The organism is Sinobaca sp. TMA16-18 (assembly GCF_059510535.1).
Genome location: NZ_JCAKFM010000007.1, coordinates 39,631 through 63,095 on the forward strand (window position 1 = coordinate 39,631; position 23,465 = coordinate 63,095).

General features: G+C 49.6%; 20 protein-coding genes and 1 other RNA gene. 19 read left to right on the forward strand and 2 right to left on the reverse strand.

Annotation, left to right across the window (positions count from 1 at the left end):
- Positions 1–39 precede the first annotated feature (39 nt).
- On the forward strand, positions 40–1,380 hold the full coding sequence (locus tag AC5W14_RS12890) for a permease family protein (protein WP_496058260.1): 1,341 nt from the start codon (positions 40–42) through the stop codon (positions 1,378–1,380).
- 115 nt (positions 1,381–1,495) lie between these two features.
- A complete protein-coding gene (locus AC5W14_RS12895; protein ID WP_496194665.1) occupies positions 1,496–2,068 on the forward strand; it encodes a TetR/AcrR family transcriptional regulator in 573 nt (190 codons plus the stop codon).
- 225 nt (positions 2,069–2,293) lie between these two features.
- Here the strand turns inward: AC5W14_RS12895 and AC5W14_RS12900 are convergent, their stop codons facing one another.
- On the reverse strand, positions 2,294–2,476 hold the full coding sequence (locus tag AC5W14_RS12900) for a hypothetical protein (protein ID WP_496194666.1): 183 nt from the start codon (positions 2,474–2,476) through the stop codon (positions 2,294–2,296).
- 33 nt (positions 2,477–2,509) lie between these two features.
- Here AC5W14_RS12900 and AC5W14_RS12905 point away from each other — a divergent pair, with 33 nt between their 5' ends.
- The 12 genes from AC5W14_RS12905 to AC5W14_RS12960 all read left to right on the forward strand — a co-directional run bounded on the left by AC5W14_RS12905 (position 2,510) and on the right by AC5W14_RS12960 (position 14,953).
- Complete coding sequence (locus AC5W14_RS12905; protein ID WP_496194667.1) at positions 2,510–2,722, forward strand: NlpC/P60 family protein; 213 nt, start codon at positions 2,510–2,512, stop codon at positions 2,720–2,722.
- A gap of 240 nt (positions 2,723–2,962) precedes the next feature.
- Complete coding sequence (locus tag AC5W14_RS12910) at positions 2,963–4,687, forward strand: ABC transporter ATP-binding protein (protein ID WP_496194668.1); 1,725 nt, start codon at positions 2,963–2,965, stop codon at positions 4,685–4,687.
- Between the two features lie 416 nt (positions 4,688–5,103).
- A complete protein-coding gene (locus AC5W14_RS12915) occupies positions 5,104–5,634 on the forward strand; it encodes a macro domain-containing protein (protein WP_496194669.1) in 531 nt (176 codons plus the stop codon).
- Between the two features lie 601 nt (positions 5,635–6,235).
- Positions 6,236–7,483: a YeeE/YedE family protein gene (locus tag AC5W14_RS12920; RefSeq protein ID WP_496058266.1), complete on the forward strand. Its 1,248-nt coding sequence runs from the start codon at positions 6,236–6,238 to the stop codon at positions 7,481–7,483.
- 428 nt (positions 7,484–7,911) lie between these two features.
- Positions 7,912–10,209 (forward strand): DEAD/DEAH box helicase, encoded by a 2,298-nt coding sequence (locus AC5W14_RS12925; protein ID WP_496194670.1) that lies wholly within the window; start codon positions 7,912–7,914, stop codon positions 10,207–10,209.
- On the forward strand, positions 10,199–11,446 hold the full coding sequence (locus AC5W14_RS12930; RefSeq protein ID WP_496194671.1) for a ribonuclease H-like domain-containing protein: 1,248 nt from the start codon (positions 10,199–10,201) through the stop codon (positions 11,444–11,446). The genes AC5W14_RS12925 and AC5W14_RS12930 overlap by 11 nt, the downstream gene beginning before the upstream one ends.
- Before the next feature lies 1 nt (position 11,447).
- Positions 11,448–11,993: an SLOG family protein gene (locus tag AC5W14_RS12935; RefSeq protein WP_496058269.1), complete on the forward strand. Its 546-nt coding sequence runs from the start codon at positions 11,448–11,450 to the stop codon at positions 11,991–11,993.
- A 96-nt stretch (positions 11,994–12,089) separates the two neighbouring features.
- Positions 12,090–12,425: a cell division regulator GpsB gene (gpsB, locus tag AC5W14_RS12940; RefSeq protein ID WP_496058270.1), complete on the forward strand. Its 336-nt coding sequence runs from the start codon at positions 12,090–12,092 to the stop codon at positions 12,423–12,425.
- A 9-nt stretch (positions 12,426–12,434) separates the two neighbouring features.
- Complete coding sequence (locus AC5W14_RS12945; protein WP_496194672.1) at positions 12,435–12,842, forward strand: RNase H family protein; 408 nt, start codon at positions 12,435–12,437, stop codon at positions 12,840–12,842.
- A 57-nt stretch (positions 12,843–12,899) separates the two neighbouring features.
- Positions 12,900–13,281: RNase P RNA component class B (gene rnpB, locus AC5W14_RS12950), an RNA gene on the forward strand.
- A 115-nt stretch (positions 13,282–13,396) separates the two neighbouring features.
- Positions 13,397–14,539 carry a THUMP domain-containing class I SAM-dependent RNA methyltransferase gene (locus tag AC5W14_RS12955; RefSeq protein ID WP_496058272.1) on the forward strand — a complete coding sequence of 381 codons (1,143 nt, stop codon included), beginning with the start codon at positions 13,397–13,399 and terminating at the stop codon, positions 14,537–14,539.
- 105 nt (positions 14,540–14,644) lie between these two features.
- Positions 14,645–14,953 (forward strand): hypothetical protein, encoded by a 309-nt coding sequence (locus AC5W14_RS12960; RefSeq protein ID WP_496194673.1) that lies wholly within the window; start codon positions 14,645–14,647, stop codon positions 14,951–14,953.
- 32 nt (positions 14,954–14,985) lie between these two features.
- Here AC5W14_RS12960 and AC5W14_RS12965 read toward each other — a convergent pair whose 3' ends face one another.
- Positions 14,986–15,288, reverse strand: coding sequence for an iron-sulfur cluster biosynthesis family protein (locus tag AC5W14_RS12965; protein ID WP_496058274.1), 303 nt, complete (start codon positions 15,286–15,288; stop codon positions 14,986–14,988).
- Positions 15,289–15,414: 126 nt separating this feature from the next.
- Between AC5W14_RS12965 and AC5W14_RS12970 the strand changes: the two genes are divergently transcribed.
- The 5 genes from AC5W14_RS12970 to AC5W14_RS12990 all read left to right on the forward strand — a co-directional run bounded on the left by AC5W14_RS12970 (position 15,415) and on the right by AC5W14_RS12990 (position 23,456).
- Complete coding sequence (locus AC5W14_RS12970) at positions 15,415–16,932, forward strand: carboxypeptidase M32 (protein ID WP_496194674.1); 1,518 nt, start codon at positions 15,415–15,417, stop codon at positions 16,930–16,932.
- An 85-nt stretch (positions 16,933–17,017) separates the two neighbouring features.
- Positions 17,018–18,196 carry an acetyl-CoA C-acetyltransferase gene (locus AC5W14_RS12975; protein ID WP_496194675.1) on the forward strand — a complete coding sequence of 393 codons (1,179 nt, stop codon included), beginning with the start codon at positions 17,018–17,020 and terminating at the stop codon, positions 18,194–18,196.
- A 77-nt stretch (positions 18,197–18,273) separates the two neighbouring features.
- Positions 18,274–20,256, forward strand: coding sequence for a sigma 54-interacting transcriptional regulator (locus AC5W14_RS12980; protein WP_496194676.1), 1,983 nt, complete (start codon positions 18,274–18,276; stop codon positions 20,254–20,256).
- Between the two features lie 329 nt (positions 20,257–20,585).
- Positions 20,586–22,157, forward strand: coding sequence for an acyl CoA:acetate/3-ketoacid CoA transferase (locus AC5W14_RS12985; RefSeq protein ID WP_496194677.1), 1,572 nt, complete (start codon positions 20,586–20,588; stop codon positions 22,155–22,157).
- Between the two features lie 15 nt (positions 22,158–22,172).
- Complete coding sequence (locus AC5W14_RS12990; protein ID WP_496058279.1) at positions 22,173–23,456, forward strand: GntP family permease; 1,284 nt, start codon at positions 22,173–22,175, stop codon at positions 23,454–23,456.
- The last annotated feature ends 9 nt before the right edge of the window (positions 23,457–23,465 follow it).

Here is a 23,465-nt window from a genome sequence, read left to right on the forward strand (position 1 = left end):
TTCGAACCTTCCATCTGAATTGTAAGAGAGGATGAGAGAATGCCCAAAAAAAGAAAATACGGATACGAACAGCCCGGCTTGAACTGGGGTCCTTTTACTACGAGAATCCCAGGTGTACATGTAGGAATTTCCCTTCCTATTCTCATTCAGGGAGCCATTATTGCCACCGCTACCGGCGGCTCGCTTGCCCCGCTGATGATGCAGTTTTTTGACGTCAGCTTTGAAGTAGCCTGGACAACGATGTCCATTCAATTATTCTGGGTATGGAGCCATACGATGTTATTTGGCGAACCCCATGCGCCGGGATGGATTACGCCCGCCCTGCCGCTGGTCATTATCTTTTTAGGGGGATTTACACCCGGCCAGGAGGCCGTTCTGGCCATGATGGCGGTTATGATCGTCCTCTCCTTTTTGTTTTTATTTTTCGGCGTAACCGGCCTCGGGGATAAATTTAATCGTTTAGTCCCCAACACCTTAAAAGCAGGGGTTATTATGGGGGCGGCCATTGCTGCCTTTATGTCGGAATTTGAACGGGTGCAGTCGCTGCCTTTCACGTTAATCAGCGCCTGGATAGTCGTTCTGCTTATTTTATATTCGATTCCATTTCAGAAAATTAAGTACAAGCGTATAAAAGGACTGCTGGCGGCCAATGTGCTGCTGGTTGGCTTTATTACAGCAGGCATCGTTGGAAGCCTGGCTGGAGAGATTCAATTTGTGATGGAATGGGGATTTTTTGTTCCGCAGTTTGGAGATATGTTTGCCCTGTTAACTCCTTACGGTGTCGGGCTTCCAAGCTGGGGCATGCTGCTTAGCGCTGTGCCCATTGCTTTAAGTATCTATATTCTGGTATTTGGAGATTTATTAGTAGCAGATGGATTAATTAAATCAGCCGCTTCCTCCAGAAAAGATGAGAAAATCCGGGTGAATTACACGCGTACCCACTATGCGCTGGTTTTCCGGAATATCGGCTATTTATTTACAGCTGGAGCGTTTATCCCGTTACACGGCCCGATTTGGACCGGCGTCCAGGTGTATGTGATTGAACGCTACAAACAGGGCCGGGATGTCATGGACTCCATTTTTACCGGCAATATTAACTTTTACCTGCTTGCCCTGCCCGTTGGATTTTTAATGCCTGTGATCAGTTTAATTCTTCCTTTATTAGAAGTTGCCCTGTCGCTTACACTTTTATTGACGGGATTTGCCTGTGCCTATTTGGCGATGTCGCTCATTCAGACCAACACGGAACGCGGGATCACCCTGTTTATCGGCGTTTTAACAGCCCTGCAGGGACCGGCCTGGGGAATTGGTGCAGGAGTTATTTTGTATATCGTGCTTCTGGGAAGCAGAAAAAGCATTGATAGTATCAAAGAAGAGTAGCGCGGTTGAAAGGTGAAAAATAAGGTATATTTCGCTGCACACGCACGAAGGATTCTCTTCCCCGGATTCTTCGTGGTATCTTATACACATACCTTTACGAATGCGGGGACAACTCATGAGAAAAAAAATCAAACAGCAGGCCATTGCTTTGTTTCAGAAAAAAGGATTTTCCGATACGTCGATTTCCGATATCGTCGAATCGTTACACGTGACGAAAGGAACCTTTTATTATTATTTTACGAGCAAAGAATCGCTGTTAATGGAAATTCATCTGGACTATATTGAAAACCTTCTGGCCGAACAGCAGGCGCTGTATGAAAAAACACCCCAGTCCGCCCGTGAGAAACTAACAGCCACTGTCATTCTGCTGCTCACAAAAATTAAAGAGGACGGGGCGAGCGCCCGCATATTTTACCGGGAAATGAGGCACCTGCAGGAAACCGGGTATTCGCTGATCGCCGGTAAACGAAATCAATTCCGCCAGCAGATCGAGCAGGTGATTGCAGAAGGGATCAAAAACAATGAATTCCGGCAGGAGCTTCATCCTGCGCTGACCGCTTTGGCACTCCTCGGCATTACCAACTGGAGTTACCAGTGGTTTGATCCGGCCGGTGAACTGAGCGACCGGGAAGCAGCCGATTATTTTGTAGATATGCTGCTGCATGGCATATTGGCAGGAAACCCCTAAACCAGGGGGTTTTTAATTTATGTTATATACATAAAATAACAATATTACGAATAATCAATTAAAATAGTTCAATTACTACGAATTAATTTAATGAATTATGGTGAATTTTCATATTGTTCCGATATTGTAAATAAAATGAAATATACCCACTGTCATTCTCAGTTATGATTGCTATGGCTTCACAAATGGCCATCGATCATAAGGAAGATACATCATGACAGTTTTTCAACGTAAATCAAGTAAATACTTAGTATCATCTGCCATCCTTACTGCTTTGGCATTCAGCCCGACAGTAAGTGAAAAAGCTTCTGCTTTTGCAGATCCGGGTACAACCAATGCCACAGCAGTACAAAACGAGGCTGCGGCTGAAACAGCGGAACCGGCGCAGACAACTACGTATTTAATCAAAACGGCATCGATATATCGCGTACCCACGCTCAGATGTGGGAAAATGACGGCACGTTTAAAAGCAGCCCGTCTGTCGGCGATGTGATTTTCTTTGAAGGCACGTATGCCACAGCAGGCGCTTCTCACAGCAGCGTCTACATCGGCGATGGTCAAATGATTCATTCTGGAAGCTCCGACGTGGAAACAGTCAATGTGAATGACAGCTACTGGCAGAATTATTACCTCGGCGTCAAATCATTTCAATAAGGTTACCATAAGCTGTCCGCTTCGGCGGGCAGCTTTTTTGCGCAGCCATATGTCGATCTCCCGGTTTGATGAAAAAGAACTTGTTGTTTTCATGCATACTATATATAATTAATTGAAAACGATTATCATTATCATAAATTTCGGTCGGAACCACGTCTTATTATCTGGATACATACGAGGATTACCTGACTGTAGAGAAAATGACCGGTGCCCCAATGGAATAAACAGGAGGTTTATTAAATGATTCGTCGCTTTGCCCAATACTATAAGCCTTACAAAAAATTATTTTTCTTTACCCTCGTCTGCGGCGTGCTGGCGGCTTTATTGGAACTTGCTTTTCCGCTTGCCGTCAACCGTATTATTGATGACCTGCTTCCAAACGAAAACTGGAACTGGATTATCTGGGGAAGCGCCGCATTATTCGTCATGTACGTGCTGAACGGCGGCTTTCATTATGTGATTGCCTACTGGGGCCACATGCTGGGCATTAATATTGAAACAGATATGAGACGCGAGCTGTTTGAGCGTCTGCAGCAGCAGCCTCTGTCCTACTACGATGAAACAAAAACAGGGCACCTGATTTCACGCCTGACCAACGATTTGATGGATATCGGCGAGGTTGCCCACCACGGACCGGAAGAATTTATTGTTGCGTTTATGACGCTTATCGGCGCGTTTACGATTATGCTTACGATCGACTGGCGGCTGGCGGTCATGACGTTTATTCTCGTACCGGTGTTTATTGCATTAACCTACGTGTTGGGCAAACAGATGGCATACGCCATGTCGTCTATGTTTAAAAACATTGGAAATTTCAACGCAAGAGTGGAAAACAACATTACCGGTATCCGCGTCGTCAAAGCCTTTGCCAATGAAAAATTTGAAATCGATCGTTTTGCGGAAGACAACGGGCGTTTTCGTGCTTCCAAGCTGGAGTCTTACAAAATCATGGCCCTTCACGTCACATCAAGCCAGATTATGATGAAGTTCCTGCTGTTGTTTGTGTTGATGGCCGGTACCTGGTCGATTATGAACAACCGGATTACGAATGGAGAATTTGTTGCTTTTGTCCTCCTGACCAACGTGATGATTAAACCGATCCAGCAGCTAAATGCCGTCATGGAAATGTACCCGAAAGGAATCGCCGGTTTCAGACGCTACCTGGATTTAATGGATGCGACCGAAACAAATGCCGAAGCTTCCGAAGGGCAAACGCCGGTCCAGGTAAACGGCGACATCCGCTATGAAAATGTCTCATTTTCCTATGACAGCCAAACGCCGGTGCTTCGTAACATTAATGCGTCTATTCCTGCCGGAACCACGGCAGCGTTTATCGGTCCATCCGGTTCGGGGAAAACAACGATAAGCAACCTGCTGCCCCGCTTTTATGAACTAACCGGGGGACGTATTACAATAGACGGCATCGATATTAAAGATATAAATATGGTGTCGCTGCGCAGCCACATCGGTATTGTTCAGCAGGATGTATTTTTGTTTGACGGCACCATCCGCGACAATATTGCATACGGAAAGCTGCACGCATCGGAAACAGAAATCCTGGAAGCCGTGGAAAAAGCGCAGCTCAGAGACGTAGTCGCGGCTCTCCCGGACGGCCTGGATACAAAAATAGGCGAGCGCGGGGTAAAACTATCCGGCGGGCAGAAACAGCGTCTGTCAATTGCACGCATGTTTTTGAAAAATCCGGCTATCCTTATCCTAGATGAAGCCACTTCTGCATTGGATACCGAAACAGAGGCACTGATTCAAACCGCCCTCGAAGAGCTTTCCGAGGGACGAACGACTATTATTATTGCACACCGACTGGCGACTATTAAGCAGGCGGACGCTATTTTTGTTATGACCAAAAAGGGCATTGTCGAGCGGGGTTCCCATGCCGACTTAATGGCGGAAAATGGACTCTACACACGCTTATACCAATCCCAGTTTCCATTTGAATACGCATAACAACTAAGAAGCCCAGATGGGTTTCTTTTTTTTGGTTATTTTTCAGAATACTTAAAATTTATTTTCAAAAACGCTTGACTGTATTATAACAATAACCTATACTTCTAATTAACCTATAACAAACAAAACGAGGAGGTTTCTCTTATGAGAAAAGAAATGGGAAAAGACAACGAAAGCAGGTACACACCGAATCAGGAGGAACAGTCCATTATGCAGATGATTAACGATTACCATGGCCGCCGCTGATACTTTATATATCCATAACTTGTCCATCACCGGGCAGGTTTTTTTTTGTTTTATAACAGAAAAATAAAAAAAGGGATCAGTCTTCTTTTGTAAAAAAGGGGCTGTACGCTGATTAAAAATCACTAGAACGGGAAATGTTTTATAAAAACACGAAAGAAAGCAGGGATCGCATGCAAAAGCAGAGGAACGGGGTTCTTCTCGAAGTCGTCCAAGCAGATATTGCGTCTCAGACAGATATGGAAGCCGTCGTCAATGCAGCTAATGCCGAACTTCAAATGGGTGGTGGAGTAGCCGGAGCTCTTCACAGGGCAGCGGGGCCTAAGCTGGCCGCAGCCGGGAAAAAATACGCCCCTATCAGGCCCGGAGAAGCGGTGATTACAGACGCCTTCAATCTTCCCAACCACTATGTTATTCACTGCCTGGGACCTGTCTATGGAAAAGATAAGCCCGAAGAGGAAATGTTGACCGGCTGTTACACAGAGGCTTTAAAAAGGGCGGAAGAGAATACGATTACAAGTGTGGCTTTCCCGTCCTTATCAACAGGAGCGTTCGGGTACCCTTTGGAGGAAGCAGCCCCTGCAGCTTTGCATGCTGTACTGGAGATGATTCCCTCTCTTCTGCATGTGAAGCATATTCGCTTTGTATTATTCAGCAAGACAGATGCCTCTGTTTATGAACGTTTACTCAAAACAATCGTTTAAAACAAACAGCAGCCTTTCTAGTCATGTAACAGGCATTTCTTTGATAGTCTTGTTCCACTGCATTACAATTTAACTCCAGAACCTCAATAACAAAAGAGGTTTTCTTATTGTAAGAAATGCAGTATGTCAGCAAAACCTTAAGTAAAAGCTGCCCATTGATTCACTCCACTTTTAATGGTGAGAGGCTTTTTATCAGTGCCTATTAATTGGAGGGTTTACTTTGTTGTTTAAAAATCCTGTTTTAAACGCGATCATGATAATACTTGTTATTCTTGGAGCATTATCCTACATAAATGTGCTTTTTCATTTTTTTCAAGGCAATTCTCTAAATTCAAATCAAACGTTCGTCTTGATTGGGTGTACTATTGCTGTAATCTATTTTCTGTTCGCCTGGATTCTTAACAAAAAATCGCCTGATTAAATGAGAGGAATACAAAGGAGGGGGCTTATGAATCCTTTTTATCCCCTACAACCATTCGTATTGTTAATGAGTTAAAAATAAATCTCCTGAATGAAATCCTGATTCTTGACATTGTTCGTCATTCGCCCTAAGATATACAAGTAATTCTGACTTATAAGATAGGATTAAGGGGTGAAGTGAATGTCTACTATTGTACAGCCGGTATCGGAACAAAAATCGGCTGAAAAGAAATCTTCTACATTAAATAAGCCGCAAAACGGCTTGATTATAGGAGGCCTGCTTGTTTCGGCCGTCCTTTTGGTGTTTCTGCTTCTGACACAGGATATCGTACAGCCGCTGCTGCTCGTCATCGGGCTGCTGCTCGGCTATACGCTGTTTCATGCCAGATTTGGGTTCACTTCGGCTTTTCGGAGGCTGGCGAGTGTTGGAAACGGCCAGTCACTTCGGGCCCACATGCTGATGCTCGCGGTAGCGGTTACGCTGTTTGCACCGATTCTGGCAACAAGCTTTTCCTTTTTTGGAGGAACACCAGCCGGGTACGTATCACCGGTCGGTGTCAGCCTTATCGTTGGCGCTTTTATCTTCGGTATCGGCATGCAGCTTGGAGGGGGATGTGCATCCGGCACGCTTTATGCGGTCGGGGGCGGACGTTCCGTGATGTTCATCACGCTGCTGTTTTTTATCATCGGTTCGACGATCGGTGCCGCTCATTTTGATTTCTGGATGGAAGACATGCCTGCGGCGGAACCATTCTCGCTGGCTACGTCCACGGGACTCGGTTACAGTGGAGCCTGGCTCGTCTCATTAGGGATATTTGCTGTTATCGCCGCGGTTACCCTCATTATTGAGAAAAAGCGCCGCCCGCCGAAAATGGCAGCAGTGCCGTCCGAAAAAGGATGGCGCCGGATCTTCCGCGGCTCGTGGCCGCTGTTCGCCGCGGCGATTATTTTAGCCGTGCTTAATGCAGTAACGCTCGCGACACGGGATCAGCCATGGGGCGTAACGTCTGCTTTCACCCTCTGGGGATCGAAAGCCGCGTATGCAATGGGATTTGATGTAGAGAGCTGGAGTTACTGGGCCGGTGACCTGACGGCTCTTCACGGTTCTATTTTCGCCGATTCCACAACCATTTTGAACTTTGGCGTTATTCTGGGAGCGTTTCTTGCTTCCGCGGCCGGCGGCCTGTTTTCCTTCACGAAAATAAAAGCCGGCAACGCTGCCGCCTCTGTTATCGGCGGCCTGCTGATGGGATATGGCGCCCGCCTCGCTTTTGGCTGCAACATCGGCGCGTATTTCGGCGGGATAGCGTCTTTCAGCGCCCACGGTTATATCTGGGGCGTGATGGCGCTGGCCGGCACGTTTTTAGCGCTGTTTCTCCGGCCGTTGTTCGGATTGTCAGTCCCCAAACCAAAAGATACCTTCTGCTGAGGCAGAAACAGCAGCATCAAAAAACCTTCCTTTTGTATAAAGGAAGGTTTTTTCTATTCACACCGGTATTTTAAGAAAAAATTGCATTTTTTAAAATAAATAAGTGAAAACACTTGACTGTATTATAACAACAATATATACTCAGTACTATAATATAACAAAAACAAGGAGGCTTTCCACATGAAAAACGAAACGAAAAAAGAAGGCGAAAACCGTTTTATCCCAACGAATGAGGAACAGTCCGTGCTTCAAATGATTAACGAGTACCACGGCCGCCGCTAATCAAATAAATAAATACAAAAAGCCGGAGTTCCCAGGAACTCCGGCTTTTTTTGTGCTGTATTATGACAGTTCAAAACCGACCGGCTGCGCAGAATGGAAAAACAAACGTATATTCGCTACAATAGGAATACAGAGGTGAACGAGATATGAAAAAACAAACATTATCCGAGCTGATTTCTCTTATTAAAGAAGAAGGAAGCGATCAAATAGAACATTGGCATACGGTGGAAGAAACGGCGGCTAAGACAGCCGCTTTTCCGGTGAGCCTTGATACCCGTATCCGGGAAACGCTGACCAGGAGGGGGGTCGAATCTCTATACACGCATCAGGCTTCCGCCTTTGAAAAAGCCTACGCCCAGAAGCAGAGCTTTGTGGCCGTGACCCCAACGGCTTCCGGAAAAACGCTCTGCTATAACCTTCCCGTGCTGCAGTCTATTTTAGATGACAAAGAAAGCCGCGCGCTGTATTTGTTTCCCACCAAAGCGCTGGCCCAGGATCAGATGCATGAAATCAATGCCTTTATTGATGAGCTGGGGGAGCCGATCAAAAGCTTTACGTACGATGGGGACACGTCTCCGACGATTCGGCAGGCGATCCGCAAAGCCGGCCACGTCGTAATGACCAATCCCGATATGCTGCATTCGGCCATTCTGCCTCATCATACGAAATGGGTGGCATTGTTTGAAAACCTTAAATATATCGTTGTCGACGAGCTTCATACGTACCGGGGGGTGTTTGGCAGCCATGTGGCCAATGTCCTGCGCCGCCTGAAACGGATTGCTGCCTACTATGGCAGTGACCCCGTGTTTATCAGCACGTCCGCGACGATCGCCAACCCGAAGGAATTGGCCGAAACCCTCACGGGCAAAGAAACGGCGCTGATCAATAACAACGGCGCACCGACCGGCAGAAAACATTTTGTATTTTACAATCCGCCGATTGTCAATGAATCGATGAATATCCGCAAAGGGGCGACGTCTGAAGTAAACCGCTGGGCGTCCCGTTTTTTAAAGGAAAACATCCAGACGATTATTTTTGCAAGGAGCCGGACGCGGGTAGAGGTTATTCTCAGTCAGCTGCAGACACTCGTCCGTAAAGAGCTGGGCATGAAAAGCATTCAGGGGTACCGCGGCGGCTACCTCCCCAATGAACGCCGGGCGATTGAGCGGGGCCTCCGTACCGGGGACGTGATGGGCGTTGTCAGTACAAACGCGCTGGAGCTTGGCATCGATATCGGCCAGCTCCAGGTGTGCATTATGACAGGCTATCCCGGCAGTATTGCCAGCGCCTGGCAGCAGGCGGGACGGGCGGGACGCAGGCAGGAAGAATCGTTGATACTGCTTGTCGCAAGCTCCGCGCCGCTCGATCAATACATGATGCAGCATCCGGAATACTTATTTGAACAGAATCCGGAAACCGCACGGATTCATCCGGAAAATTTAATTATTTTAGTCGATCATTTAAAATGTGCCGCCTTTGAGCTTCCATTTAAAGAAGGGGACACATTTGACGGCCTCGATATTACCGATGTGCTGGAATACCTGGCGGAAGAACAGGTGCTGCACCACCGCGTGAACAAATGGTACTGGATGAGCGATTCGTTTCCGGCCCACGGCATCAGCCTCCGTTCGGCGTCCCAGGAAAATGTCGTTATCATCGACCAGACGATTCCTTCCCAGTCCAAAGTGATCGGGGAAATGGACCGTTTCAGCGCAATGACGCTGCTGCATGACGAGGCAGTCTACCTCCATCAGGGCATTCAGTACCAGGTCGAGAAGCTCGACTGGGAGGAGAAGAAGGCGTTTGTCGAAGAAGTGCGCGTGGACTATTACACGGACGCCAACCTTGCAGTGGAACTGAAAGTACTCGAAGAAGACGAATCAGCTGTTTTTGATTTTTATGAAGCGGCCTACGGCGATGTGATGGTCCACGCCAAAGCCACGATCTTCAAAAAAATTAAGCTCGGCAGCTTTGAAAACATCGGTTCAGGTCCGATTTACCTTCCGGAAGAAGAGCTGCATACAAACGCCTGCTGGCTGAGCTTTCCGAATCACGTACTGGAACAGTTTGGAAAAGACCCTCTCGAGCAGGCACTGACGGGACTGGCCCAGATTATCCGCCACGTTGCGCCGGTCCATGTGATGTGTGACCAGAGCGATCTTCACGTCGTGCCACAGATGAAAGCCACCCACTCAGAAAAGCCAACGATTTTTATTTACGACCGGTATCCGGGCGGGACGGGGCTTGCTTCCAGCTTGTACAAACAGCTTCCCCGCCTCATTAAAGAGTGCCGCCAGCTCATCCAGGGGTGCCCGTGCACATCAGGCTGCCCTTCCTGTGTCGGACTCGATACCGGCATGGAAGAGACCAAATGGCTGACGCTGCGCTTTATAGCGGAGCTGGAAAAAGCCGAAAAGCAGGAGGTGCCGGCCGATGAAACATAAGCTGCAGCGCATGAAAAATCACCTGTCGCTGCCGGACAAGCAGAAAAAAGCGGAAAATCCTCAGCCGGACCGGCCGGTTGCCGGAGTTCCTTACCAAAAAGAGTGGGAAGCAGTCCAGGGGTTTCCGCTGTATTTTGAAGACCGCCATATTATGAAACGGGAAATTGTTTATCCGCTTGACTACCAGCACGGCAAACACCGCCTCGAGGATATCTTTTCCGTTTTTGCACGATGGGCCGCGACCGAAGAAGTGCACCCGCTTCATCCGGAAGGACGGCGCCCGGAAGACCTGCTTTTTTTTGATACCGAAACAACCGGACTGAGCGGCGGCACCGGCAACATGATTTTTCTTTTGGGCGACGCCCGCTTTAAAGAGAATCACGTGACCGTAACGCAGTATTTTCTGCCGGGACCGGAAGCGGAAGTCGCGTTTTACCATCATTTTCTCACCGACGTGCCTTCCATGAAGCACCTGGTCACCTATAACGGAAAATCATTTGACTGGCCGCAGCTCCGCACACGCCATACGCTTTTGCGCCGGGAAGTGCCAAACCTGCCGCAGTTCGGTCATTTTGACCTGCTTCATGCCTCCAGGCGGTTGTTTAAATACTCGCTGGAGTCATGCAGGCTCTCGATTGTGGAACACGACGTGCTTCAATTTGAACGGGTGGACGATACGCCGGGGTACATGGCTCCGATGCTTTATTTTGACTTTCTAAACGACCCGAACCCCGGGTTTATAGAAGGCATCCTTCAGCACAACGAATGGGACGTGCTGTCACTTATTACGCTCTATATTGAACTGTCGCAGCGCGTGCTCGAAGAAGCACCCTCGGGCCGGGAGTCGTACGAAATCGGACGCTGGTTCGAACAGCAGGGTGAAACGAAAAAAGCGCTCTGGTGCTACCGCAAAAGCGGGGCAGAGGAGCTGATGGGTGAAGAGTGGCAGGAAAAATGCCTGCTGGCGCATGCCGATCTGCTCAGAAAAGAAAAGCGGCTGGAAGAGGCCGAAGAAAAATGGCTGCTCGTCTGGAGCGCTCAGCAGCGCCTCGCCCCCGCAGCGGCGGTGGAGCTTGCCAAATACTACGAGCATCAGGTGAAAAACCGCCGGCAGGCGCTCGAGCTCGTGCAGCAGGCTGCCGCGCTGCCGGCGGACCAGCTGTCCGATAAACAGAAATCAGATCTGGCCAAACGGGCCGGCCGGCTGGAACACAAGCTCAGCCAAGGAGGGCCATAACATGAAAACCGTTGCCGTAACGGGATACAAACCGCACGAACTCGGCATTTTTAAACCAGATGCCAAAGAAATCAAATTTATAAAAAAAGCACTGGAGCGCCGCATTCTCGCGCTGCTCGACAACGGCCTGGAATGGGTTATTATTTCCGGCCAGCCCGGGGTCGAGCTGTGGGCGGGCGAAGTAGTGGTCCAGATGAAAGAAGAATGGGAGGACTTGAAGCTTGCTGTGCTGCCGCCTTTTCTGGAACAGGAGAAAATCTGGCCGGAACCGGCCCAGCTTGCTTACGCGGAACTGTTGAAACAGGCGGACTTTGTGAAGCCCATTTCAAATGCTAAATATACAAACCCAAGCCAGCTCCGTGCTAAAAATGATTTTATTATCGGCCACACGGAAGGGCTGCTGCTGCTGTATGATGAGGACATGACGGGAACGCCGAAATTTTACCTGGGACCCGCCGAAACGAGGCAGGAACACGACGGCTATGAAATCATCTGGGTTACCCCGCAGGACATTCAGGATGTGGTGGAAGAAGAGCAGTGGCTCTAAACCGGCGCATGAAAAATTAAGATCAGGGGTATAGGCATAGGTATGATATGATACAATCATTTTGATACAGAATATTACGACATGAGGTGAGCTTGAATGGAAAATACCAGACTAAGCGCAAAAGAGATTTTAGACAAAGACTTTAAAAGCAGTGTAAAAGGATACAATAAAGACGAAGTGGATCAGTTTCTGGATCTTGTGATTCAGGATTATGAAACGTTTGAAAACCGCATCCGTGACCTGGAACAGTCCAGCAACGGCTCCAGTGCTTCCACCGCGCCGATTACATCATCAAGAGAATCCAGACGCGATCACACCGACGACAATGAAAGCACGGCTGCCGGCAGCACCAATTACGATATTCTCCGCCGCCTGTCCAACCTGGAAAAAGAAGTATTCGGCAAAAAGCTCTACGACGAAAATTCCCGTTAATCGGAACGGATGAATACTATTTATATTGATGGAGCAAGTGCCGGCAGCCCGGGGTATTCGGGTGCCGGCATTCATATTAAGCCGGACGGCGGCGGTGCGGAGAGCCGGGCTGTGCCGCTTGGCGTGCGGACCAACCACGAAGCGGAATTTATGGCGCTGCGGCTGGCTCTTCTTTATTGTGTAGAGCACGGCTGGGAGTCTGCGGTCATCTGCACCGATTCGAAGGTAGTGGATGATGCCGTGGCTAAACGCTACGTAAAAAATCCGGTGTTTGCTTTCCACCTGCAGGAAAGCCTGCTCATTTTGGAAGAGCACCCTTTGTATTTTATTAAGTGGATTCCGTCCTCGAAAAATAAAGCAGCAGACCAGCTATCCAAACAGGCCGTGCAGAAAGAGAAAAGAAAGCACGATGCATAGTTGCGTAAATGCACAAGAACGGATATAATTGCACATGGTCTTAGATCATGCTGAAAGCATTCTAGGCAATCGCTGTACTCTTCGATGAGTGCAGAGGAAAGTCCATGCTCGCACAGCCTGGGATGGCTGTAGTGTTCGTGCCTGACGAATGCATAAGTCAGGGCATCTCTTTTTAAGGGATGACGGCGGAGAAGTAACCTACGTCGCAAGATATGGTTACGGTATCCTTAATGTGCCACAGTGACGTAGTTTTTCCGGAAACGGAAAAAGTGGAACGGGGTAAACCCCTCGAGCGAGAAACCCAAAATAAGGTAGGGGCGCCTTTCGGAAGGAACCAAACGGAAAGAAAGGGCAGATTCGTCTGCAGATAGATGATTGCCGCCGGAGTGCGAGGTTAAGAGCCGTTTTAGCACGAAGGAACAGAACATGGCTTACATGAATGCTTTCAGCATATAAAAACCCCTGTTTTCAGGGGTTTTTTCTATGTATATAATAGATACTATACAGAACATCTGGTTTGAAAAAGCAGCCGTGCAGGCTACAGGAGAGATAATATGGAACAGAACGTAACGATTATTGCAACATCCACGATGGGGCTTGAAGCAATCGTGGCTAAAGAAGTAAAGGATCTCGGCTACACGAATACCCAAATTGAAAACGGCAAGGTCATTATCGAGGCTCCGCTTTCGGCCGTTCCCCGCCTGAACATGTGGCTGCGTACCTCCGACCGGATTAAACTGCAGCTCGGCTCGTTTCAGGCGCGCACGTTTGATGATTTGTTCGAAAAAACGAAAGCCCTGCCCTGGGAAGACATTCTTCCGGAAAATGCGGCTTTTCCTGTGACCGGACGCTCGGTTAAATCAACGTTGTACAGCGTCCCCGACTGCCAGGCGATTGTAAAAAAGGCGATCGTGGAGCGGTTGAAGCAGACGTATAAAAAAGAGTGGTTTTTTGAAGACGGCTTTTTATTCAAAGTGGAAGTGGCTATCTTAAAAGACGAAGTCTCGCTTACGCTCGATACTACAGGCGTCGGCCTTCATAAGCGCGGATACCGGTCGCTGCACAGCGCCGCTCCGTTAAAAGAAACGCTTGCCGCTGCGATGATTAAGCTCAGCCACTGGAACCCGGATTACCCGCTCGTTGACCCTTTCTGCGGATCCGGCACGATTCCGATTGAAGCCGCCCTCATCGGCCGGAATATTGCCCCTGGTATCAACCGCTTTTTTGACTCGGAAGACTGGGGCATTCTAAAAAAAGAATGGTGGGACCAGGCCCGCGAGGAAGCGGACGATAAAGCGAACTACGATCTGCCGCTTGATATTACCGGCAGTGACATTGACCACCGGATGGTGGAGCTTGCTATAGAAAACACCGAAGAAGCCGGACTGCAGGACGCGATTACCTACAAGCAGATGCAGGCGGTCGACTTTACGACAAACAAAGAGTACGGCTCGATTATTACAAACCCCCCTTACGGCGAACGCGTCGGGGAAAAAGAAGAAGTTAAAGAGCTGTACCGGAACCTCGGCAAGATCTGGAAGCCGCTCTCCACATGGTCGGTTTATATTATTACGTCTGATGAAAAGTTTGAAAATACGTACGGCGCGAAAGCCACTAAAAAGCGCAAGCTTTACAATGGCAACATCCGCACCGATTATTACCAGTACTGGGGAGAGCGTCCGCCGCGCCGCAGTTAATACCCAAACGTCCTTTTTCTCCGTTCCCGGAAAAAAAGGACGTTTTGTTTCGCGCCGGCAGCGATAGGGAATATCTGTTACTAGACAGCAAAGGAGGGGCAGAAGATGGAACAGCCGAAGCTTTGGAACCTATCGATTGAAAAAGACGGACAGTGGCACAGCGTTGGAAACGTCCATGAAGCGAACGTATCTGATGAACAAAACGAGGTCATCCAGCTGCGGGAGGAAGACGCGGCTGCACTGGCCGGGGAAACAGGCAGAATCCGCCTCGACCGCCAGCGCCTGAGCCGTCCGGACCGCCCGGAAGGCATCGAAGAATTAACGATTCATGATTGGACATTGAAAGGGACGACTGTGGTTGTCGAAAACACGGCGCGCGATATTACCCATTCTTTTTCCTCCATTGAAGGATAAAAAAAGCCGGCCGCCATGGCCGGCTTTCTTATTTATTCCGGATGGGCGGTATCTTCCATGCGGGGATTTGAAAAGTTCAGGTAATCGATCGTTTCGTCATAGGTAATATCCATGCCGTCGATATACCATTGATCCTGAGGGTTTACAAAAAACTGAATGCCGCTTTTCTCAAGGATATAGGCAGTATTTTCCGGATTTTCCCTGCTCACACCGATGGAAAATCCGCCGGAGCCGACGCCGCCGACACGGACAAACAATCTCAGGTGGTCGCCTGCCTGCATGCCCATTTCCTTTTGATAATGCAGAGCCGCGGCTTCGCTGATGGATAAATTCATAGTATCCCGCCTTTCCTTCTTCTTTATATCATGAATAGAAAATTCTTTCAAAATTCCTGCAGGATTGTTTATACTTAAAGAGAAAGTATTTCCAGTAACGAAATATCTATAATGGAGGACGTAACGATGACGACACTTAATCAAGACCTGGAACAGGCATTCCGGAGCCATTTAAAGAAGATCAGCGCCTATGAACAGGCAATTGGTCTGTTAAACTGGGACTCCCGCACGGGGGCACCGAAAAAAGGAATCGATGAACGGGCGGATGTGGCAGGGATGATGGCTACCGAGCTGTTTAAAATTAAAACGTCTGATGAAACAGCAAAATATTTACATGCGGTGCTCGGCCACCAGGGGACCGATGTATCGGATACATCCAAAAAAGCCGCTGCGGAATTGAAAAAAGAATACGACCGCATGACAAAAATACCCGAAGCAGAGTTTCAAGAATACAGCATTCTGACTGCCAAGTCGGAAAGCGTATGGGAAGAGGCGAAAGAGGCCGATGACTTTGCGATGTTTGAACCGTACCTGGAGAAAATTGTAGATTTCAGCCGCCGGTTCGCCGACCACTGGGGCTATGACTCCCACCCGTATAATGCGCTGCTTGAAGACTATGAGCCGGGCATGACAGTCGATAAACTGGATGCAATTTTCGCGAAAGTGCGGGAAGGGTTAATTCCACTCGTCGAAGGGGTCACCTCCTCCGACCAAAAGCCAAAGACGGATTTTCTGTTTTCCACGTTTCCGAAAGACAAGCAGCGGGCTTTCAGCCTGGATGTATTAAAGCAGATGACGTATGACTTTGAAGCGGGCCGCCTGGATGAGACGGTGCATCCTTTTGCAATCGGGTTAAATCCAAACGATGTCCGGGTCACAACGAAGTATGATGAAGCGGACTTTCGTACAGCGGTCTTCGGTACAATCCATGAGGGCGGGCATGCGCTGTACGAGCAGAATATTGCCGACGAACTGACCGGAACGATTTTAAGCGATGGCGCCTCGATGGGCATTCATGAATCCCAGTCGCTGTTCTGGGAGAATTTTGTCGGCCGGCACCCGAAATTCTGGGAGAAAAACTACGAGCTGCTGCAGTCTTATGCACCGGACCAATTTACAGGAGTGTCCCTGCAGGAATTTTACCGGGCAATCAATGAAGCAAAGCCTTCCCTGATCCGGATTGAAGCGGACGAGCTCACATACTGCCTGCATATCATTCTCCGTTATGAAATGGAAAAGCAGCTGATCGAAGGCAGCCTGAAAGTAAAAGACCTTCCCCGCGTATGGAATGAAAAAATGCAGGAGTATCTGGGCGTCACGCCACCGTCGAACGACAAAGGCGTCCTTCAGGATGTACACTGGGCGTTTGGCGCTTTCGGCTACTTTCCGTCCTATGCGCTCGGCTATATTTATGCCGCCCAGTTAAAAGCCGCAATGGACAAGGACCTGCCGGCATTTGATGAACTGGTGGAGCAGGGGGACCTGGAGCCGATCCGCGAGTGGATGACGGCAAACATTCATCAATATGGGCGCAGCAAAACGCCGATTGAACTAATCAAAGACGCCACCGGCGAAGAAATTAATCCCGATTATTTACTGCGCTATTTATCGGACAAGTACAAAGACCTCTATCAGTTTAGCTGAGTTGGCATATAAATTGCATACTACAAAGGAAAAGAGAAGAGAAGACAGCTTCTCTTTTTCTATATTCTAAAAGGAGTCGATAAGAATGAAAGAAGCCGTTATTGTAAGCGTAGCCAGAACACCGATTGGTAGTTTTGGAGGGGCATTTCAACATGTATCTGCTGTAGACCTGGGAAAAGTCGCTGTAAAAGAAGCAGTCAAACGGGCCGGTTTATCTCCGGACGATATTGAAGAAACCGTATTAGGGAATGTGCTGTCAGCCGGGCTCGGCCAGAACGTGGCCCGCCAGATTGCCGTACATGCCGGTCTTCCGCATACGGTACCGGCAATGACGATTAATAAAGTGTGCGGATCGGGTCTAAGAAGTGTGAGCATGGCTGCCCAGTTTATCAAAGCAGGCGACACTGACGTGGTTCTTGCCGGCGGCGCCGAATCGATGAGCAACGCCCCTTATGTCATGCCATTGGCCCGATGGGGCACACGGATGGGCAGCACGGAGCTCGTGGATACGATGCTTCAGGACGGACTGATGGACTCGTTTGAACCGATTCACATGGGTATTACCGCTGAAAATATTGCGGAGCGCTGGTCGTTCAGCAGAAAAGAGCAGGATGAATTTGCTCTGCGCAGCCAGCAGCGGGCCGCCGCCGCGATTGAGAACGGCTATTTTGATGAAGAAATTGTTCCGGTGGATGTGCCGCAGCGAAAGAAAGATCCGATTACCGTGTCAGTGGATGAACATCCTAAAAAAGACATGACGATGGAAAAACTCGAACGACTGCGTCCGGCGTTTAAAAAAGACGGTACCGTGACTGCAGGAAATGCTTCGGGCTTAAATGACGGTGCGGCCGCTCTTGTCGTCATGTCGAAGGACAAAGCAGAAGCACTTGGCCTCACCCCATTAGCAACAATTGTCTCCTACGGCAACGCAGCGCTTGACCCTGCTATTATGGGATACGGTCCGGTTCCTGCTTCCCGCCAGGCGCTTGAGCGCGCCGGCCTGACGATGGACGACATTGATCTGGTGGAAGCCAACGAAGCATTCGCTTCCCAGTCACTGGCAGTTGCCCAGGACCTGCAGATCGATCCAGAAAAGATTAATGTGAACGGAGGAGCCATCGCGCTCGGACATCCGATAGGAGCGTCCGGAGCCCGGGTACTGACGTCACTGCTGTACGAGATGAAGCGACGTGACGTAAAAAGAGGCCTGGCAACCCTATGTATCGGCGGCGGCCAGGGCACCGCGATTATTGTCGAAAGATAACGATTTCCCCAACCTGTTTGGTATACTGTAAAGATACCAGACAGGTTTTTTGATTCGTATCTACAGGGGGGAGACTAATGAATCGACCGATTGATCTGCAGACATTCGCCTGTACGCTGCAGGGTACAACGACAATAAAAGAAGCGGCGTTAATATTAAAAGAGTACGGGGCACCTGAGCTTCCCGTGCTTAACGAACAGCAGCAGTTTATCGGCCTGCTTCACCAAAATATACTGTTTGAGACCGTGATTAACGGCATTTCTCCGGAGGAGCCGATCCGCCGCTGGGTGGAACCCGCCGCATCCGGCCTTTATGCCCCGTCCTACGAAGGCGGGGGGCGGGTTGCCTATTACGAACGATCCACCTTTGCGGGTCTGGTCCCTCTGGCTCCGCTGGTAAAAGAAAACAAACGGCTGCAGACCATGCTAGCAATGGCGCCAATGCAGGTATGGATTACTGACACAAAAGGAACGGTGCTGTTTACAAATGACGGCGAGCCGCCTCTGTTCACAAAAGAAGAGTGGGAGAGTGTTCAGGCGTCTTCGTCCACTAAGCTGTCCCTGTATGTGTCAGCGGTGGATGACACGTATACGATCGAAAAACAGCAGTCCGCCGAAGAAGACGGGCTTATCTTTTACTATGCACTAAGACCGGGCTCAGCCAATACCGGCGGAGAAGAGCGCGCGGAGCTTTTGGAAATGATCTACGAGTATTTATACGACGGCATTATAACGGTCGATAAAGATGGCTTTATAACGATGCTGAGCAAAGAATACGGAGAATTTCTGGGCGTAAACCCAAAAGAGATGATCGGGCGCCACTGTACGGAAGTAATTGAAAACACAAGAATGCATATTGTGGCCAAAACGGGCAAGCCGGAGATTGCCGACTTTCAAAAGTTAAAAACCGGCTACATGGTTGCTACCCGGGTGCCCATTATTAAGAACGGGGAAATCACCGGAGCGCTTGGCAAGGTCCTTTTTAAAAACATAACCGGTGTTAAAGGACTGCAGACGCGCATCCAGCAGATGGAGAAAGACTGGAAACATTACAAAGGGGAATGGCAGGAACAAAATACGTCGCGCTATCAGCTGGATGACATTATAGGCACCCATGAAGCGATGAGCAAAACAAAGCAGATGGCGCATCAGGCCGCGCAGGGGGATTCCAATGTACTGCTTCTCGGGGAAAGCGGCACCGGCAAAGAATTGTTTGCCCATGCGGTGCACGGGGCCAGCACACGCGCCGCCGGACCTTTTGTCAAAGTAAACTGTGCGGCGATTCCTCCCGATCTGCTGGAGTCGGAGCTGTTCGGCTACGTGGACGGCTCTTTTACAGGAGCACGCAAAGGCGGCAAGAAGGGGAAATTTGAAGCCGCCCAGCACGGCACAATCTTTCTGGACGAGATCGGGGAGCTTCCGCTTCATATGCAGGTGAAATTTCTGCGGGTGCTGCAGGAAAAGGAAGTGGAAAAGGTCGGGGATATCCGATCGACGCCTGTCGATATCCGTGTCATTGCAGCAACAAACCGCGACCTGGAAACGATGGTGGAGCGAAAAGAGTTCCGGCTCGATCTATACTACCGCTTGAACGTGATGCCGATAACGATCCCGCCGCTGCGGGAGCGGAAGTCCGACATTCCGGTTTTAGTGGAAGCGGCGCTCAAGCGGATTACCGAACAGATGGGCAAACCCGTCCAGGGGCTTTCGGAAGAGGCGGGCCGGTACTTTCTCAACTACGATTGGCCCGGAAACGTCCGGGAGCTTGAAAACGTTCTTGAACGGGCCGTAAACATGGCAGCAGCAAACGAACCGATCAAAGCGGTGCATCTGCCGGATAAATTGCTGCAGGGCAGGGCGGCCGCTCCTATCCGCTCTCTTCAGGAAACGGTGCAGCGCGCAGAAAAAGAGGCGCTGGCCGGGGCGCTGCGTTACGCCGGCGGCAACAAAAGCTATGCCGCCAAACTGCTCGGCATCAGCCGGACCGCGTTTTATGAAAAATGGAAACGGCTCGAAGACGCTGAGTGTTCAGAATCCCGCACATCTATTGTAGAGAAATAGCTATATGTGCGGATTACCGAACATATCTAGTCGTAACGCTTTCAAAGTGTATATAAATTCGAACACTTTTCTTGTGTTTCCTACACATTACGACTTTTAAAAAAACAGACAGCCGTTTCTTTCCCTTCCCCCAATAAAAATAAATACGGCTGTTTTTTCCTTTAAAAAAAGAGCACAGACCGAATGTACGCGGTTTCAAGGCAGTTAAAAAAAGATAGTCCTGCGGGATTGTCTTTTTTTTGTATTTTATTATGAATACGAGAGAAGTTGGCACACAACTTGCAGATATATTATGTAAGCGTATACAAGGAAGAGGGAGGATTTTTCTTATGTCTAAAGTAATGAGTGTAGAACAGGCTGTAGGAATGATACCAAACGGGGCGACTGTCGCCACCGGTGGATTTGTTGGAAACGGCCATCCGGAAGCGCTGACGAAAGCACTCGGCCGGCGATTTGAACAAGAACAGCAGCCGGTTGATTTAACGCTGGTTTATGCAGCCGGGCAGGGGGATGGGGCAGAAAAGGGGTTAAATAACGTAGGCCATGAAAAACTGATCAAAAAGGTGATCGGCGGCCACTGGGGACTGGCCCCGAAGCTTGCAAAACTGGCGATTGAAAATAAAATAGAAGCTTACAACCTCCCCCAGGGGGTGATTACCCACCTGTTCCGGGATATTGCGGCGAAAAAGCCGGGCCTGCTGACCCACGTCGGCCTGAAAACATTTGTGGATCCAAGGCTTGATGGCGGTAAGCTGAATACAAAAAGCACAGAAGACCACGTGGAACTGTTTCCTATTAACGGAACCGACTACTTATTTTACAAAACGTTTCCTATTCATGTGGCATTGATTCGGGCAACGTACGCCGATGAACATGGGAATGCCTCCATGGAAAAAGAAGCGGCGACGCTCGAAGTGCTCTCGATCGCCCAGGCGGCCAAAAATTCAGGCGGCATCGTTATCCTGCAGGTGGAAAAAGTGGTGGAGGCGCGGACCCTGCAGCCGCGGCTGACGAAAATCCCCGGCATTTATGTCGATGCCATCGTCGAAGCGCCTCCGGAAGATCACATGCAGACAAACGGCGAGCAGTATAATCCGGCCTACAGCGGAGAAATCCGCACTTCCGTGCATTCCCTGGCCCGTCTGCCGCTGACGGAGCGGAAAGTCATCGCACGCCGTTCGGTGATGGAGCTTGTGCCGCATGCGGTTACGAACCTGGGGATTGGCATGCCGGAGGGAGTCGCCATGGTAGCCAATGAAGAAGGTGTCGGCCGGGATCTCCGCCTTACACTGGAATCCGGTCCGATCGGCGGGATTCCGGCAGGAGGAAAAAGCTTTGGGGCATCCACCAACCCTGACGTGATTATCGACCAGCCGTATCAATTTGATTTTTATGACGGCGGCGGCCTTGATGTAGCGTTTCTGGGGCTTGCTCAGCTCGATCAGTCCGGGAATGTCAATGTCAGTAAGTTCGGCCCGAAAATAGCCGGGGCCGGCGGATTTATTAATATCTCCCAAAACGCCAAAAAAGTCGTTTTCTGCGGTACATTCACCGCAGGCGGCTTGAAGACCCATGTAGGGGATGGAAAGCTGACGATTGAACAGGAAGGCAGGTTTCCTAAGTTTGTGAAACAGGTAGAGCATGTGACTTTCAGCGGCGACTACGCCACGGAAGTAAAGCAGGACGTGTTTTACATTACCGAGCGGGCCGTGTTTGAACTGCGTCCCGAGGGGCTTTTGTTAACAGAAATTGCCCCCGGCATTGATTTGGAAAAAGATATTTTGGCCCATATGGATTTTACTCCGCTGATGGCGGAGCCGCTTCGGACGATGGACGTTCGTTTGTTTTCCGAAGCGGTGATGGGAATAGCAGGGCCGCAGGATGAGCCCGTCGTTCAATAAAAGGAGGAATAACACATGTTAGGAATAATACTAGGTCTTATCGTTCTCATGGTGCTCGCCTACATGGGCTGGTCCATTATCTGGGTGGCGCCTATCGCTGCCGGGGTTGTAGCAATATTTGGAGGATTGAATCTGCTTGATGCTTACACAGACACGTACATGAGCGGGTTTGTCGGATTCGCCCAGCAGTGGTTCCCGGTTTTTCTGCTCGGAGCTATTTTTGGTAAGTTAATGGAAGATACGGGCATGGCCCGGTCTGTTGCAATGGCACTGAGCCGTTTTATCGGAACAAAGCGGGCCATCTTAAGCGTTGTCGTGTCCGCTGCTATTCTTACTTACGGGGGAGTCAGCCTCTTTGTCGTTGTGTTTGCCGTGTATCCGCTGTCTCTTACATTGTTCAGAGAGGCAAACATTACAAGAAAGCTGATCCCGCCTACCATTGCACTTGGCGCCCTCACGTTTACGATGACGGCCCTGCCGGGAACGCCGCAGATTCAGAACCTGATCCCAATTGCCTCCTTTGAAACGACAGCCACGGCTGCCCCTGTGATGGGTCTTGCGGCCGCTGCTGTGATGGGCGTCGGCGGTTACTTGTACCTGCGGTGGAGAGAAAAGAAAATGAGTGCGAAGGGTGAGATTTTCACCGAACCAAAAGACAAAAAAATTGTGGAAGATGATGGAAAAACTCCGTTGTTTCTGCTGTCGATTCTGCCGCTTATCGTTGTACTGGTCACATTAAACATACTCGGCTGGGATATCGTCGTTGCCTTGATTTCCGGTATCGTGCTTATCCTGCTGCTCAATATCGACAAGTGGAGAGGGTACGTAAAGGCGATGAACGCCGGGGCGTCCGGTTCTGTACTCGCTATTATTAATACAAGTGCCGCCGTTGGGTTTGGTACGGTAGTACAGAACGTACCCGGATTTGACCGGTTAACAGAACTGCTTCTCGGCGTCCGCGGCAGTCCGCTGATTTCCGAAGCGATTGCCGTTAACATCCTGGCAGGGGCAACCGGTTCTGCGTCAGGCGGTATGGGTATCGCGCTTGAAGCGCTGGGCGAGCAGTATTATCAGCTCGCACTCGAGACGGGCATCAGTCCGGAAGCATTCCACCGGGTAGCCTCATTGTCATCCGGCGGCCTCGATGCCCTTCCTCATAACGGTGCTGTCCTGACGCTCCTTGCCGTAACCGGTATGACGCATAAAGATTCCTATAAAGACATCTTCGTCGTTGCCGTAGCGATTCCAATTTTCGCTACTGTTGTTGCCATCGTTCTAGCAAGCATGGGTCTTGTGTAATACACCGAA